A 16,167-nucleotide genomic window follows, 5' to 3' on the forward strand; every position below is an offset into this window, starting at 1 on the left:
CTTTATTCCTCATCTCGATATAATTCCTGCAAGTCTTGTAACTGAGTCTTGCGGGAAATTCGCCGATATTTTTTACTTTCTAGCTTGGGTTCGTATTGACTCTGCCCTTTGCCTTTGCTTTTGCTTTTTAACTTCATGGTAGATTCTGGATCGGCTTGTTGGTGTAGCTGTGTTTGATGAGCGATCGCCGCATCCAAAAATTCTAAATAATGTTCGTATCGTTCCCAGCCTCCCCGCACCACGCACTCAGGCTCGTCTCGATGCAGACAATCATTAAAACGACAGCTAGCAACTGCTAACCGCTTTCTGGCTTCTGGGAAATAATGAATTAATTCTTCTGGTACACAATCCATATCCGGCTGATTAAAACCGGGAGTGTCTGCAAGCATTCCACCACTAGGTAACTCAAATAATTCTATATGGCGAGTGGTATGACGACCACGAGCCAGTTTACCAGAAACTTCTCCGACTCGCAGCTGAAGAGAGTCAATCAGCGTATTAATCAGGCTGGATTTACCAACGCCGGAAGGCCCAGCGATTACGGTAATTTTATTGCTCAGGTATTTGGCTGCTTGGTCAGTATTAATACCATCTTTAACGCTGATAAATATTGGTTGATAGCCCCAACCGAGCAGGCGATCGCTAACTTGTTGTTGTTCTGGCGCTGAAATTAAATCACTTTTATTCAAGCATAAAAGTACATCCAAGCCAGTAGACTCAGCCTTAATTAGAAACCGACTCAGCTGATAAGGTTCCAAAGGTGGATCGGCGACGGCAAATACCAAAAGGATTTGGTTGACATTAGCGATCGCCGGACGATCTAACTCACTTTGGCGGGGTAAAACCTCAGCGATCGCTCCCCTTCCTCCAGCCCAATCTGGCTCTTCTACCACAACGCGATCGCCTACCATCACCTGTTGTCCAATTTTTTTCAGACGTGTTCTTCGGGTACAAAGCAAAAGAGGAGGCGAGGGCAAAGAGGCATTTAAATCCAGTTTCTCTTCTGCTCCCCTGCTCCTCTGCTCCCCTGCCTCTCGATCCATCTGTACTCGGTAAAAATTAGCCTGTACAGCTACCACCGTACCCAATAACTGTCCAGTTACGTCAAAAATTTCCCCTGTCATTGGCTAGCAGCTGGACGGCGCACTAACAGAGAAAAATAACTAGTGCAGTCTGTAATTTGTTCTACCTGATAACCTGCCATTGTCAAACTATCAGGAACCTGCTCAATCGGCTCACCAGGGTCTAACCAGACTTCTAGTAAACCTCCCAATGGCATTTTCTCCAGACGTAGTTTTGTCCGCACGAAATTAATCGGGCAAGGGGTGCCGCGTAAATCAAGTTGAGCATCGGGAGTTAAAACAGAAGAGGGCATCATCACTTAAATAAATTTCCCAAGAATCCTTCTAGACCGCCTTTACCAGTCCGATCGCCCTTAATTTTAGCTAGCTTCTCCAGCAGTTCCCTCTCCTCTGGGGTGATTTTATTGGGAATATCAATTAATACGTTCAGCATGTGATCCCCACGACTTACGGGATTACCCAAACGAGGTACGCCGCGATTTTCCAACTTCATCACTGTATTCGGCTGAGTTCCAGCTGGAATGATTAGTTCTACTGGCCCATCGACTGTATCTACCTCTAACCGACAACCTAAAATCGCTTGCAGGTAGCTAACTTTGATTTCCGAGAGAATATTAATCCCATCTCGTTGAAATTCCTCGTCCTCATTTACGAACAAGTAAACGTATAAATCCCCAGGAGGGCCACTACGTTGACCGGCATCTCCTTCACTAGAAATCCGCAAACGTGTGCCATTATCCACCCCCGCTGGAATGGTAATTTTGAGTTTCTTTGTGACTTGATTTGCGCCCTTACCATCACACGCGTCACACTTATCTTCAATTACCATCCCTGTTCCATTACAGGTGGGACAAGTCGATACCTGGGTGAAACTGCCAAAGGGTGTTCTAGTCACACGCCGTACTTGAGCCGAACCGCCACAAGTCGAACAAGTCCGAGGGCGGGTTCCAGGTTTAGCACCAGAACCGCTACAAACTTCACAATTTTCTAGATGGGAAATGCGAATTTCTTTTTCGCCGCCAAATATCGCTTCCCGAAAGTCTAACTTCAGGTCTAGCCGCAGGTCATCACCCCTCGCAGGCCCACTGCGGCGTCTTTGTTGGGTGGGATTACCCATACCGCCAGCAAAGCCACTAAAAATGCTTTCAAAGATATCGGCAAAACCACCCATATCGCCGACATCTTGAAAGCCCGCGCCAGCACCAGATACACCCTCTGGACCAAAGCGATCGTAACGAGCGCGGGTTTCGGGTTCTGAGAGTACCTCATAAGCGCGGTTAATTTCTTTAAAGCGATCCTCCGCCCCCGGTTCTTTGTTCACATCTGGGTGATATTTCCGGGCTAGACGGCGATAGGCTTGTTTGATTTCTTCTTTGTCAGTGTCACGAGAGACACCCAGGATTTCATAATAGTCGCGGGCCATATAGCAAAGGTAAAAGTTAGAAGGAAGAAAGCAGAAGTCAGTAGAACGTCATTCACGGTCACTTGCTACCCTATGGATTAAGTGTTTTACCTACAGATATGCAAGAGCAACACACTATCCTGTTAGAGGGCGGCTTGCCGGAAGGCAGGCAGAAGATAAAATTAATTTTTGTTAATAACTGATTTTACCCTTTACCTTTTACAAAAATCACCGACAAATCTTGAGCAACAGATGCTTTCCTCGTGGGAGACGACAAAAGCTATAGAAGTTAGGAACAGGGGAAGCCTCTGCCCAGACTTCTCACTGCCGAGTCGGCTGTCTCTTTTACAATTGTGCTACGTAGGAGAGGAAAACCTCGCCCATCAACCAGAGGGGCTAGCCACACCATTAGGTGTGGAAAACCACCCTTATGCAATGGAAGTGGCTCTGAACTTGCACATTGCCTAGCCCAAAGTAATTTGCTTCTACAATCTAGCAAACCGCTGGGGTCTTGTGAAACTTCGCTAAATTTAAATATTTAAATATATTAAAATATCTTAATAAAAATTTGCAAATTAGGAGAGTGGGGGAGCAGGGGAGCAGAGGAGAAGTTGCAGTAAGTTTTTCCCCTCTGCCCCTCTGCCCCTCCGCCCCCTTGCCCCTCTGCCTCTTATGCCCAATGCCCAACCCCTAATCTATCGCCTCATAATCAGCCTGAGCGGTACTTTCTTCGTCAAAATCAAAGTTGAATTGTGGTATTAGCGTGCCATTCATTGGTGAGTCTACTTCTGGGGTAAAGTGACCAGATGAACCTCCCTCAATCTCATCAGTTTGGCTGTTGGCTCGATTATAAACATCAGCACCAATTGCAAACAAGGTTTGTTGGAAGTCGTCTAAGCGCTGCTTAAATTCCACTGTGGAAATGCTGGGGTCAATCATTGCCGCTTGGAGTTGTGCAACTTTTTCACTAGCCAAGGTTTTCATCTGCTCGCCGATAAAGTTGCTATTATCCTTGATGGTGGATTCATAACTGAACAACAAATTATCTGCTTGGTTTTTGAGTTCAACCAGTTCTTTACGTCTTTTATCTTCTTCGGAAAACAGTTCGGCCTCTTGGCGCATCCGTTCGACTTCGTTGCTACTCAAACCACCTGTATTGGTAATCCTGATACTCTGTTCTCTACCTGTACCTTTATCTTGGGCAGAAACCTTCAAGATGCCGTTGACATCGATTTCAAAGGATACTTCAATTTGCGGTACACCACGGGGCGATGGGGGAATTCCTGCTAGCAAAAACTTGCCGAGACTCTTGTTATCTCGTGACATCGCCCGTTCACCTTGGAGGATGTGAATTTCCACTGAGGTTTGCCCATCAACGGCGGTGGAAAAAACTTGTGACCGACTTGTAGGAATTGTAGTGTTGCGTTCAATGATTTTGGTGAACACTTCACCCAAAGTTTCAATTCCCAAGGACAGAGGGGTGACATCCAGTAGTAAAAGATTATCGACTTCACCACCTAACACACCTGCTTGAATAGCCGCTCCCAATGCTACGGCTTCGTCAGGGTTGATGGAGCGATCGGGAGCTTTGCCGTTGAAAAACTTAATTAGCGCGTTTTGGACTGCCGGAATACGGGTAGAACCACCTACCAAAATAATCCGATCTATGGCTTCTGGTTTGAGATCCGCATCTTTGAGCGATTGGATCAGTGGTTCGATGGTCGCTTCAATTAATTTCGCGGCGAGTTCTTCAAATTTCGAGCGACTGAGTTCCATCTCCAGATGCTTTGGCCCGGTGTCATCCGCTGTGATAAAGGGCAAGTTGATGGAGGTATTCACCATGCTGGAGAGTTCAATTTTTGCCTTTTCCGCAGCTTCCCGCAGGCGTTGCAGTGCCATTTTGTCTTTGGAAAGGTCGATTTTCTCTTGTTCTTGGAAACGTTCCATCATCCAAAGGACGATCGCATTATCAAAGTCGTCTCCACCCAAGTGGTTGTTACCACAAGTCGCCTTTACTTCAAAAACGCCATCCCCAAGTTGCAGGATCGATACGTCAAAAGTACCGCCTCCCAAGTCAAATACTAAAATTAGCTGCTCTTGGTCTTGCTTTTCCAATCCGAAAGCTAAAGCCGCAGCTGTTGGTTCATTAATGATTCGCAGAACTTCTAGTCCAGCAATTGTGCCAGCATCTTTAGTTGCTTGTCTTTGGGCATCTGTGAAATATGCTGGTACGGTGATCACTGCTTGAGTAACTTCCTCACCCAAAAAGTTTTCTGCATCCTGCTTCAGCTTTTGCAGGATCATCGCGGATAATTCTTGGGGCGTATAGTTTTTTGAGCGAATTTGGACATCAACGGTCTCATCTCGACCTTTGATGCAGTTGTAGGGGACGCGAGCGCGTTCTACTTCAGTATCTTCCCAACGCCGCCCGATGAATCGTTTAATACTGTAAATTGTGTTTTCAGCATTGGTTACGGCTTGGCGCTTTGCCAATTGACCAACCAAGCGATCGCCACTCTTCCCAAATCCCACAATACTTGGAGTAGTTCGTCCACCTTCAGAATTGGAGATCACAAGTGGTTGACCACCCTCCAAAACTGCGACGCAACTGTTAGTAGTGCCTAAGTCGATCCCAATAACTTTTCCCATATTTACCAGTATTTTTACTGAATATTTCTGCTGTAATATGTCGCGGACTAACTTTTTTGCTAAGAACAAAGGCTAGCGGATAACATCTGTGGAACGCCTGTTGCTGCTAGCAAGAAAGAAGTTGAAACACAGAGAGTTATCCAAAGCCTTGTCCAAGTTTTAGGTACGCGATGCTCGTCTTTGCTATAACCCAGGCACTTGAGGTCAGCGAGACGAGCGACTACAGCTTAACTGCTGGCTGAACTCGACTGATCTTCTGGTGCAAAAGGTGTATCTTCCTTGGGAGCAGCTACTTTGACCATTGCATGGCGTAGCACGCGATCGCCCAAGTAATATCCGCGCACTAACTCTTCTAACACTGTTCCTTCAGGATGTTCATCCGTAGGTTCCCGCATTACTGCTTCGTGCAGGTTAGGATCGAATTCTTGACCTTCGGGACGCATTGGCGATACACCCAAGCGTTTCAAGCTATCTACTAATTGTTTATAAACGCCTTGGTAACTTTTGTGCATGGTCATTTCGCCCTCAGACTGCGGTTTGAGGTGCGATCGCGCCCGCTCAAAATTATCGACTATTGGTAGCAATTCCAAAATCGTATTCCGCTTCACCTGCAACTCTAGGTCTTCTTTTTCTTTGCTAGTGCGTTTCCGGTAATTCTCAAAATCAGCGGCGATCCGCATATATTGAGTACTACGCTCTTCCAGTTGCGTTTTGACGGACTCGATTTGTTGAGTCAGTTCTGCCAAAGCTGCTGTTTCCACTCCAGTTTTCTCAGTTGCAGCGACGCTATTTTCTGAATTGACGGTAGCAGTATCCCCCGATACATTTGTTTGGCCCGCCACTTGCTCTGTCACCTCGCTGCCAGATTCATTGAAATTAACTTGGGCTGGGAAGTCACTCTTCATTGCTTGCTTTACCTCTGTTGGTTCACCCAATTGCTGGCTTGTATTGTTTATCTGTTTATTTTCATCGATCATTGTCTATTCATTCCAGATCCTATTTATGGCAGTGTATCTCCACAGCTTGCAACCGTCGTCATCCACGACATGCCACTGAGGCTGATTTTATTGCCGACAAGTTCCTGGAAGTGATGTAACCGTCCTCTTATTGTGACAAATGGTGAACACGTTAGCCCAGACGCTATTAAGGCGGGAACCCGAACGAGTAGTTTGCAATAGTAGCGCTGAATGTGACTCGCCCCTTATGTTATTTGAAAATATCTTTAATTTTGAATTCAAAGCAAAGCGACGTGACTCAGGACTTTTTTGGGAAATGAGAATTCTATCTCAGAGTAGGGGAATACTTTAAGCAGAGGTTCCCCCTACTCATTCGCTCATCTATGACTTACTCGTCACCACAACGGCGCAGTACCGCTCTAACTACCAGAACAGAGTTTTCGCCCTTCGGCAATAAGCTAGTGCAATCTGGCTATGTCAATACCGAACAGATGAGGCAGGCATTAATTGAAAGCCGCAAATCTGGCAGACCCTTAACAGAAGTATTAGAGTCAATCACTGGGCAACAACTATCGCCTGAGTTGCTTAGGCAATACAAAAAACAGCAACTATTTGAACTGAAAATATTATACGGAGTTGAATTCCTCGATCCAGAAGTCAATTCCGTTGGCAACACGATGATGGGGAACCTGATTGAAACCCTCATCCCAGTGGATATCTGCCGTCGCCATCGTTTAGTACCACTATCGAAACACGAAGACCAAACCCCGCCCTCAGTTTTAGTGGCGATGGTTGCTCCAGATAATCTAGAAGCTTCTGATGACCTGAACCGCATCTTGCGCCCCCAAGGCTTGGCATTGCAGCGCATGGTGATTACCCAGGAAGACTACCAACAGCTAATCAACCAATATTTGGATGAAATGGCTGTTCGGCAAAAGCACCTAGAACGAGAAAACTCTACAGATATTAGTCAGGATTTAGAAAATCTCGGAAATCTCGATATTTCGGATGCTCCTGAAGAAATGGAGGCCGATCTAGGGGCAGCGATGAAGGGTGCAGAGGATGCCCCAGTTATCAACCTAGTCAACAGAATCCTGGCTAAAGCCTTACATGAGGGCGTTTCTGACATTCATATTGAACCGCAAGAAGAAAACTTACGCATTCGCTTTCGGAAAGATGGCGTACTGCGTGAAGCTTTCCCCTCAATGCCGAAAAAAATCATCCCAGCGGTGACAGCCCGATTTAAAATCATCTCCAATCTAGACATTGCTGAACGCCGTCTACCCCAAGATGGACGCATCCGACGGCTGTTTGAGGGACGTAAGGTGGACTTCCGGGTGAATACCTTACCCAGTCGCTACGGGGAAAAGGTGGTACTGCGGATTTTGGATAACTCCTCCACCCAACTGGGATTAGATAAGTTAATTACCGATCCAGAGACTTTGAACATTGTCAAGGATATGGTTAGCCGTCCCTTTGGGTTAATTTTGGTAACTGGGCCAACTGGTTCGGGAAAAACAACTTCGCTGTATTCTGCACTTTCAGAAAAGAACGATCCCGGTATTAATATCAGTACAGTAGAAGACCCAATTGAGTATAGCCTTCCAGGGATTACTCAAGTACAGGTGATTCGGGAAAAAGGGCTAGATTTTGCTACCGCGTTGCGGGCTTTCTTGCGACAAGATCCAGATGTGCTACTGGTGGGTGAAACGCGGGATAAGGAAACGGCAAAAACCGCAATTGAAGCTGCCTTGACCGGTCACTTAGTATTAACTACCTTACATACCAATGATGCCCCAGGAGCGATCGCTCGTTTGGGAGAAATGGGGATTGAGCCTTTCATGGTTTCTAGTTCCCTAATTGGCGTTTTAGCTCAACGTTTGGTGCGGCGTGTATGTTCTGAATGTCGTGTCCCCTACACTCCCACAACCGAGGAACTAGCTCGTTATGGTCTATCAGCTTCCTCAGATGTCGGAGTCACCTTCTATAAAGCTAACACCTTGACATTAGATGCGATCGCAGATGCCAAAGCCAAAAATAACCTTTGTCCAAAATGTAATGGTGTCGGCTACAAAGGGCGTTGTGGTGTTTATGAAGTCATGCGAGTCACCGAAAACCTGCAAACTCTAATCAACGAAGATGCACCTACAGAACGCATCAAAGAAGTGGCAATAGAAGAGGGCATGAAGACCTTGCTGGCTTACAGTTTGGACTTAGTGCGTGAAGGTTCCACCACTCTAGAAGAAGTAGAACGAGTGACGTTTACTGATACTGGTTTGGAAGCAGAGTTAAAAGCCAAACGTAAGACAGGTCTTACCTGCCGAAGTTGTGATGCCACATTGAAACAAGAATGGCTGGATTGTCCTTACTGTATGACAGCTCGGTTTTAAGAATAGTCATTAGTCATTAGTCATTGGTGAATGCTTAATAACTTTAAACAACTGACAAATAACAAAGGACAAAGGACAAAGGACAAATGACAACGGACAAATGACAAATGACAAATAAAAAACATTAAAAGGAAGCAGAACTATGGAAATGATGATTGAAGACTTGATGGAGCAGTTGATTGAGATGGGTGGCTCGGATATGCACTTATCCGCAGGTTTACCTCCCTACTTCCGCATCAGTGGCAAACTTACTCCTATAGGTGAGCATGTATTGACAGCCGATCAATGTCAAAGGCTGATTTTTAGTATGCTCAACAACACCCAGCGTAAAACCTTAGAGCAGACTTGGGAGTTGGATTGTTCTTATGGTGTTAAGGGTTTGGCTCGTTTCCGGGTCAATGTCTATAAAGAGCGTGGTGCTTATGCTGCTTGCTTACGAGCATTAAGTTCTAAAATTCCTAACTTTGAAAAATTAGGTCTGCCAGATATCGTGCGGGAAATGTGCGATAAGCCTAGAGGACTTATTCTGGTGACAGGCCCTACAGGTTCTGGCAAGACAACTACTCTAGCGGCAATGATTGACTTGATTAACCGCACCAAGGCAGAGCATATTTTAACGGTGGAAGACCCAATTGAATTTGTCTATGAACCAATTAAAAGCTTGGTTCACCAGCGACAACTGGGAGAAGATACTAAAAGCTTTGCTAATGCTTTGAAAGCAGCCCTGCGTGAAGATCCAGATATTATTCTGGTAGGGGAAATGCGCGATTTGGAAACAATTTCTTTGGCGATTTCAGCTGCGGAAACAGGACACTTGGTATTCGGTACGCTACACACGAGTTCCGCCGCCCAAACAGTTGACCGGATTATTGACGTTTTCCCCCATGAAAGACAAACCCAAGTGCGGGTGCAATTGTCTAACTCATTGGTGGGGGTATTTAGCCAAACCTTAGTGTCCAAGAAAAGCCCTAAACCTGGTGAGTATGGTCGGGTAATGGCTCAAGAAATTCTGATTGTCACTCCTGCTATTTCTAACTTGATTCGAGAAGGTAAAACATCTCAAATTTACTCAGCGATTCAAACTGGCGGCAAATTGGGAATGCAAACTCTAGAGAAGGTTTTAGCCGATTTTTACAAAGCCGGAACGATTTCTTTTGAAGCGGCGATGTCTAAGACTTCTAAGCCTGATGAAATTCAACGTCTCATCGGTACTTCTGTACCACCGCAGGCAGCAGGTGCTAAACCTGGTGCGGCAACCAAAGCACATTAAAGGAACTGGGGAGTAATAATTTTAGATTTTAGATTTTGGATTTTAGATTGAAATTTAATCCAAAATCCTCAATCCAAAATCACAAATAAAATTGTCTCATGCCCAATTAATAACAACTATTTTGAATTTATTTTATGCCAAACTTCGTTGCCCGTGTTCGGGATTCGCAAGGGAAATCTCGAACAGAAAAAATTGTTGCCGAATCCTTGGTACAAGCTCGTACTAATCTTAGAGATCAAGGTTTTGTAATCCAAGAACTCAAGCAATCTCAGGGATTTCAGCCAGATGTTGCCTTCAAAAATTTCCAGAATTCTTTAGTTAAGGTTTCTGTGAAAGACAAAGCCGTTTTTTCGCGTCAATTTGCCGTTTTGATGAATGCGGGAGTTGCGATCGTTAGAAGTTTGGGGGTGCTTTCCGAACAGTGTAGTAATACTAAATTGAAACAAGCCCTTGTAGACATTAGCACCGATGTTCAAAGCGGAATGAATCTTTCAGAGGCAATGCGGAAGCATCCTGACTGTTTTGATGGATTATACGTGAGTATGATTCAAGCTGGCGAAGTTGGCGGTGTTCTAGACGAAGTATTAAATCGTTTAGCCAAGTTATTAGAAGATGTTGCTCGTTTACAAAACCAAATTAAATCAGCACTGTCTTATCCAACGGTCGTGGGTTTTATCGCAGTTGCTATCTTTCTTGGTATGACTATTTTTTTGATTCCGATTTTTGCCACGATTTTTGTACAACTTGGAATCACATTACCACCTCTAACGCAATTCTTGATGGATGCTAGTAAATTTCTGAGAAGTCCAGGTGCTTTAGTTCTTCTTGCTGCTCTTATCGGACTGAAATTTGCTTTTACACAATACTCTAAAACTCCTGTTGGTCGCATCACAATCGATCGTTTTTCCTTGAAGATGCCATTGTTTGGTGACTTAATTCAAAAATCTTCAGTTGCCCGCTTTAGCCGGACTTTTGGTTCTTTGACTCGTTCAGGTGTACCAATTTTAACTTGCTTAGAAATTGTCCGAGACACATCAGGAAACCAAGTGATTGCTAATGCCATAGACGCTGCCCGGATGGAGATTCAACAAGGAGGCATGATTAGCATTGCTTTACAAAAAGATGCCGTTTTTCCGGCTATGGCAATTCAGATGATTAGTATCGGAGAAGAAACTGGAGAATTAGATGGAATGTTGATGAAAGTTGCCGATTTCTATGAAGATGAAGTCGAGCAAGCAGTAAAAGCAATGACCAGTATTTTGGAACCGGTGATGATTGTGGTTCTAGGGGGAATGGTTGGAACCATTTTGCTAGCGATGTATCTGCCTATGTTTGCAGTATTTGAAAAGCTGGGATAAAGGATTAATAGTTAAGAGTTAAAAGTTATGAGTTAGGAATTAAAATTTTTTATTCCTAACTTTTAGCTTATCACTAATTAATTTTATTCTTAACTCCTAACTCCTCACTCCTCACTCCTCATTATTTAATAAACTATGACTGTGCAAAAATCTCAGTACGAAGCGAGTTTGGCAGAGTACAGCAATCATCTAGCTGCGATCGCCTTATTAAAGCAATATCGGCCCTACTTGGAGATGATTCCCAGTCTGCGCCGTCCAGATGAAAGTGTCATCACTATACCCTTGCCAATTGTTCGGCTTCGCAATCCTGCTACAACAGCCTTAAAAACGATTTGCTTACCCTGTGATGTGGCAATTTTGATGTGCGATCCAGAGTGGAAAATCAAAACTGGTGCAGAAATTTTAGTCTTTATTCATCGCGCTGACGAAGACTTTTCTGATTTGTTAGGACGTTGGCGACAAACCCAAGTTTATCTAGACAATGATTATGAGTGGTTGATGCCTCTGCGTCACAGTCATATTTTGAGTGAGGGAGCTAATACTGTATATCCTCTGTTTATCGTTTTTAGTGAGACTTTAGAACGCATCCAAAGAGGTCTTATGGGAGCTGAACTCCCATTTATTATACAAACACCAGATTTGCTGGTTGAGGAGAATCTCACAGATATTTTCTCTTCACAAACTCCACCACCTTAGGTACTTACAGCAGAATTCAAGAGTAAAATACGCTTTATACCTGGGTAACAGACGAATCGTTGTGTACCTAACTAGTTTGAAATCTGCTGTATAGTCAAAAAAACATCCCATCCCTGCGGGACGCTCCGCGAACGTAAAAATGTAAGTCCTTGCATCTATAAATGTACTCAGCGTAAAACTGCATATTTTTACCTCCGGCTACGCCGTCCCCCTTTTGCTAAACTAGAAGGGTTTTATTATGTGTATCTTCATACAAAATTTTTATAAATACCCACGCAACAGACTTTCACCTTTACAAAACTACAAATTAGATCGTCACACATCCGTGAAAGGACTAGTTCTACAAAAATTTATTTTTACTTTTTGAAGAGTAATGAGGATTTGACAAAGATTCAGTAATCTTACTGTTGCCAATAAAGAATTGTCATAAAATTAGAAACATTTAAAAGCAGATACTTTATACTAATGAATCGTTTTCCTCAAAAAACAACGAATTATCAAGAGAGCATTTCACAACCAACTCAGTTGAGTCAGATGTGTGGTTCCAAACGGCTATTTCGCGATCGCTATGAAATACTGCAAATTTTAGGTAGAGGTGGTTTTGGCGTAACATTTTTAGCCAAAAATGCCGTATTACCTGGAAAGCCACTGTGTGTTATTAAACAGCTTTGTCCAAAAGTGACTAGTCCCCAAAGTTGGCAAAGGGCATGTATGCGCTTTGAAAAAGAAGCAAGAATTTTGGGACAACTCGGTAGTCATTCGCAAATTCCCATGTTATTAGACTACTTTCAGGCAAATGGGGAGTTTTTTTTAATTCAAGAATATGTGCCAGGTTTGACTTTGGCGCGAGAAGTGCGGCAAACTGGGCCCAAAAGTGAATCCTCAGTTAAGCAATTCTTACAGGAATTATTACCTGTCTTACAGTATCTTCATAAACATCATGTAATTCATCGGGATATTAAGCCTCAGAATTTATTGCGGTGTGAATATGATGGACGCATAGTGCTGATTGATTTTGGTGCGGTGAAAGAGAAATTAGTTGATGTTTGTGAAAACTCAATCAATCAAGCCGTCAATACCAACTTTATCGGTACTAGGGGATTTGCACCACCAGAACAGTTTTCTTTACGTCCAGTTTATGCCAGTGATATTTATGCACTGGGTGTAACTTGCATTTTTATGTTGACTGCTAAAAGTCCTTTAGAATTGGACTACGACCCAAAAACTGGTGAAATATCTTGGCAAAAACAGGTAAATATCAGCAACAGTTTCGCCCAGATTTTAGGAAAAATGGTGAAAATTACTTTAGAGGAGCGGTTTAAGACTGCCGATGAAGTGATGAAAGCTTTAAGTAGTGAAAGTTATTTGCCTACTTTGGCTAACTGTTTAACTACCCAAAAATTAAATAATAAAAGTATTACACAACACGAAATTACACAAAACAAAATTACACAGCATGAAATTATACAACACGAAAATTATGATGTATACATGCCACCTGTAGCTAGAACTGCTAATGCCATTCGGAAATGGAGAGCAAGATTCAAGGAAACAAGATAACATATAGCAGAATTCAGAATTCAGGAGTAAAACATGCTTTATACCTGGGTAACAGACTTAGCTTGTGTATCACATCGACTTGAAATTTGCTGTAAGTTGCAGCCTTTTTAGCTGAAGTATCAAATGAATAATTAATTATGGGCAATTGAAAATAGCTAAAACAAATTTAGTAAGCATTTTAACTATATTTGATAGTCAGTAATGATTCATTAATCAAGGTTTATATTCAATACTTAGTCAGTTGTCGCTTGCCAAGATACAAGCAAAATTACTAGGTTTAAAAGTTCAAAAAAATATTTTTATTCAGATTATTATATAATCGATAGAATAATTAATCTTATGGCTCTCGTAGTTTTCCACAGATGAGGAAGACTGACTACTATTTACAAAAGCTAACTATATAAGTAATTCCCCAATCCCCAGAACAGGGTTTATCTACCACAAGTAAGCGAGAGTCAATTATTTTAAGGGAAAGTTCGGGACAAACTTAGCCTAAGTTGTCATGCAGTCGCGCCTGTCAGATCATGATCTGCTGCTTAAATCCCGATTGCTCAAATCCCCTGAATCCCAATGGAAAGAAGTTTTGCCAAAGTTGTAGCACCCCGCTGGTGTCACTTTTAAGAAATCGCTTTCGTGTGATCCGAGTCCTTTCAGATGAGGGGGGATTTGGCAGAACCTATCTATCAGAAGACGTAGATAAACTCAATGAACGCTGTGTTATCAAGCAATTAGCTCCAAAATTCCAAGGAACTTGGTCGCAAAAAAAGGCGATGGAGTTGTTCGCCGAAGAAGCGCAGCGACTACAAGACCTTGGGGAACATCCTCAAATTCCGACTTTGATAGCTTATTTTGAGCAAGACGGCTGCCTATATTTGGTGCAGCAGTTTATTAATGGAGATAATTTGTTAAAGGAGTTGCAACAGCGCAAGGCTTATAACGCTAGAGACATTCAATCTATTTTGCTAGATTTACTACCCATCCTAAAATTTATCCACGATCGCAAAATTATTCATCGAGACATCAAGCCAGAAAATATTATCCGCAATAAAAATGATGGGCGATTAAGTTTGATTGATTTTGGCTCCTCAAAGCAATTTACCGCCAAAGTTCAGCAGAAATCTGGCACATCCATTGGTTCGCATGGTTATTCTCCCCTAGAACAAATCAGAGATGGGAAAGCTTTCCCCGCCAGCGACTTGTTCGGTGTGGGGGCTACCTGCTTTCATCTGCTAACGGGAAATTCCCCATTTCAGTTGTGGATGGAATCTGGGTACGCTTGGGTAAGTAATTGGCGGGAATATTTGCGGAGTCCGTTAAATCCTGAATTGGATTTTGTCATCGACAAGCTTTTGAAAAAAGATATCCAGGAACGTTACCAGTCAGCCGAAGAAGTCCTGAGAGATTTGACTCCAAAACAACTCCTCGCATTGCCACCTGCGGGTAAGTCATCTGGGAAATTACCACCAACTAAAGCACCAGCTTTACCAAAAAGCTATCCCTTACTGAGAATTTTAATCTTGGTAAGTGCTTTCATTCTGTTGTTTGGATTCAGCGAATCTTGGTATAAAAATTTTCGCCAGATTCAAACCAGTTTGGTCTCTAGGTTGATGCAACAAAATAGTCCTAGTAAAAATAATGCGATTTTGAGCCAGATTAGCTTGGGTAAAGTTTCCTTAGCTAACACCCTCCAAGGACACGAAAACTCAGTTTTATCTGTCGCCATCAGTCCTGATGGTAAAACCATAGCCAGCAGTGGTGACGATGGCACTATCAAACTTTGGAATCTCGCAACCGGAAAACTAATCGCTTCACTCAAAGGGCATTTTCAGCAGGTGAATGTCGTCGTAATTAGTCCAGATGGCAAACTTCTAGTTAGTGCTAGTGATGACAACACGATTAAAATCTGGAATTTGGCAACGCGAAAACAAATTCGCACTCTTATAGGGCATTCTGACTCAGTTCATGCCCTAGCCATCAGTGCTGATAGCGAGACTTTAGTTAGTGCTAGTGATGACAACACGATTAAAATCTGGGATTTGGCAACAGGAGAGCAAATTCGGACACTAGCAGGGCATACATTTTGGGTGCGGTCAGTGGCTATTAGTCCTAATGGTGTGATTCTGGCCAGTGGCAGTTTTGACAAGACGATCAAAATCTGGAATCTAGCAAAGGGATACCCAATCCGCACACTAGAAGGAAATTCTCAAACAGTGACAACTGTGGCTATTAGCCCAAATGGTAAAACTTTAGCCAGTGCTAGCCGCGATCGCACCATTAAACTTTGGAATTTAGCTACGGGAAGAGAACTTCGCACCTTAGCGGGACATAGCAATACTGTCACATCCGTAGCCTTCAGTACCGATGGTAAAATTGTTGCTAGTGGTAGCCGCGATCGCACTATCAAACTGTGGAATACAGCTACAGGAGAAGAAATTCTCACATTAGCAGGGCACACCAACACCGTCACATCTGTTACCTTCACTCCCGATGGCAAAACCCTTGTTAGCGGTAGTGAAGATAACACGATTAAGATTTGGCGGTTGTCTGAGTGAGTGGGAATTAGGGATTGGGGATTGGCGATAAAGGAGAGTTATACCAATTCAAAATTCACGCATTCAAAATTCATACATTAAGAAAGCCAGACAGAACAAAGGTATGTCCGTATGTATCTGTCGCATTCTTTTTTCAAATTGGTATTAGAATCTCGTTAATCCACCTTTGAACTGGATGAATCCACATCAAAGACTCGTTCATCCACCTTTGAACTGGATGAATCCACATCAAAGACTCGTTCATCCACCTTT

12 protein-coding genes are annotated in these 16,167 nt (G+C 43.2%); 7 read left to right on the forward strand and 5 right to left on the reverse strand.

Annotated features, from left to right (window positions below):
• Nucleotides 1-2: 2 nt before the first annotated feature.
• From rsgA to dnaJ, 3 genes are read right to left on the reverse strand one after another with little or no spacing between them, the layout of a single operon-like run.
• Entirely contained in the window at nucleotides 3-1,124 is a 1,122-nt protein-coding gene (gene rsgA, locus RM049_RS24495) for a small ribosomal subunit biogenesis GTPase RsgA (protein ID WP_322706006.1), read from the reverse strand.
• On the reverse strand, nucleotides 1,121-1,378 hold the full coding sequence (locus RM049_RS24500; RefSeq protein WP_322682735.1) for a sulfurtransferase TusA family protein: 258 nt from the start codon (nucleotides 1,376-1,378) through the stop codon (nucleotides 1,121-1,123). The genes rsgA and RM049_RS24500 overlap by 4 nt, the downstream gene beginning before the upstream one ends.
• Nucleotides 1,378-2,505, reverse strand: coding sequence for a molecular chaperone DnaJ (dnaJ, locus tag RM049_RS24505; RefSeq protein ID WP_322673116.1), 1,128 nt, complete (start codon nucleotides 2,503-2,505; stop codon nucleotides 1,378-1,380). The genes RM049_RS24500 and dnaJ overlap by 1 nt, the downstream gene beginning before the upstream one ends.
• Before the next feature lie 168 nt (nucleotides 2,506-2,673).
• On the opposite strand from dnaJ, the gene RM049_RS24510 reads away from it, so the two are divergent.
• A complete protein-coding gene (locus RM049_RS24510; protein ID WP_322706007.1) occupies nucleotides 2,674-2,952 on the forward strand; it encodes a hypothetical protein in 279 nt (92 codons plus the stop codon).
• A 222-nt stretch (nucleotides 2,953-3,174) separates the two neighbouring features.
• Here the strand turns inward: RM049_RS24510 and dnaK are convergent, their stop codons facing one another.
• Nucleotides 3,175-5,133 (reverse strand): molecular chaperone DnaK, encoded by a 1,959-nt coding sequence (dnaK, locus tag RM049_RS24515; RefSeq protein ID WP_322706008.1) that lies wholly within the window; start codon nucleotides 5,131-5,133, stop codon nucleotides 3,175-3,177.
• A gap of 227 nt (nucleotides 5,134-5,360) precedes the next feature.
• Nucleotides 5,361-6,110, reverse strand: a complete 750-nt coding sequence (gene grpE / locus RM049_RS24520; RefSeq protein WP_322673113.1) for a nucleotide exchange factor GrpE — start codon at nucleotides 6,108-6,110, stop codon at nucleotides 5,361-5,363.
• Between the two features lie 362 nt (nucleotides 6,111-6,472).
• Between grpE and RM049_RS24525 the strand changes: the two genes are divergently transcribed.
• The 6 genes from RM049_RS24525 to RM049_RS24550 all read left to right on the forward strand — a co-directional run bounded on the left by RM049_RS24525 (nucleotide 6,473) and on the right by RM049_RS24550 (nucleotide 15,915).
• Entirely contained in the window at nucleotides 6,473-8,479 is a 2,007-nt protein-coding gene (locus tag RM049_RS24525) for a GspE/PulE family protein (protein ID WP_322692951.1), read from the forward strand.
• 142 nt (nucleotides 8,480-8,621) lie between these two features.
• The gene (locus RM049_RS24530; RefSeq protein ID WP_322706009.1) at nucleotides 8,622-9,749 is read left to right on the forward strand and encodes a type IV pilus twitching motility protein PilT; all 1,128 of its coding nucleotides are present in this window, start codon (nucleotides 8,622-8,624) and stop codon (nucleotides 9,747-9,749) included.
• Between the two features lie 134 nt (nucleotides 9,750-9,883).
• Nucleotides 9,884-11,107, forward strand: coding sequence for a type II secretion system F family protein (locus tag RM049_RS24535; RefSeq protein WP_322706010.1), 1,224 nt, complete (start codon nucleotides 9,884-9,886; stop codon nucleotides 11,105-11,107).
• Between the two features lie 135 nt (nucleotides 11,108-11,242).
• Entirely contained in the window at nucleotides 11,243-11,803 is a 561-nt protein-coding gene (locus RM049_RS24540; protein ID WP_322706011.1) for a hypothetical protein, read from the forward strand.
• A gap of 465 nt (nucleotides 11,804-12,268) precedes the next feature.
• A complete protein-coding gene (locus RM049_RS24545) occupies nucleotides 12,269-13,363 on the forward strand; it encodes a serine/threonine-protein kinase (protein WP_322706012.1) in 1,095 nt (364 codons plus the stop codon).
• A gap of 524 nt (nucleotides 13,364-13,887) precedes the next feature.
• Nucleotides 13,888-15,915 (forward strand): serine/threonine-protein kinase, encoded by a 2,028-nt coding sequence (locus RM049_RS24550; RefSeq protein WP_322706013.1) that lies wholly within the window; start codon nucleotides 13,888-13,890, stop codon nucleotides 15,913-15,915.
• Nucleotides 15,916-16,167 lie beyond the last annotated feature (252 nt).

This window comes from Nostoc sp. DedQUE04 (assembly GCF_034530995.1).
Lineage (GTDB): Bacteria > Cyanobacteriota > Cyanobacteriia > Cyanobacteriales > Nostocaceae > Nostoc.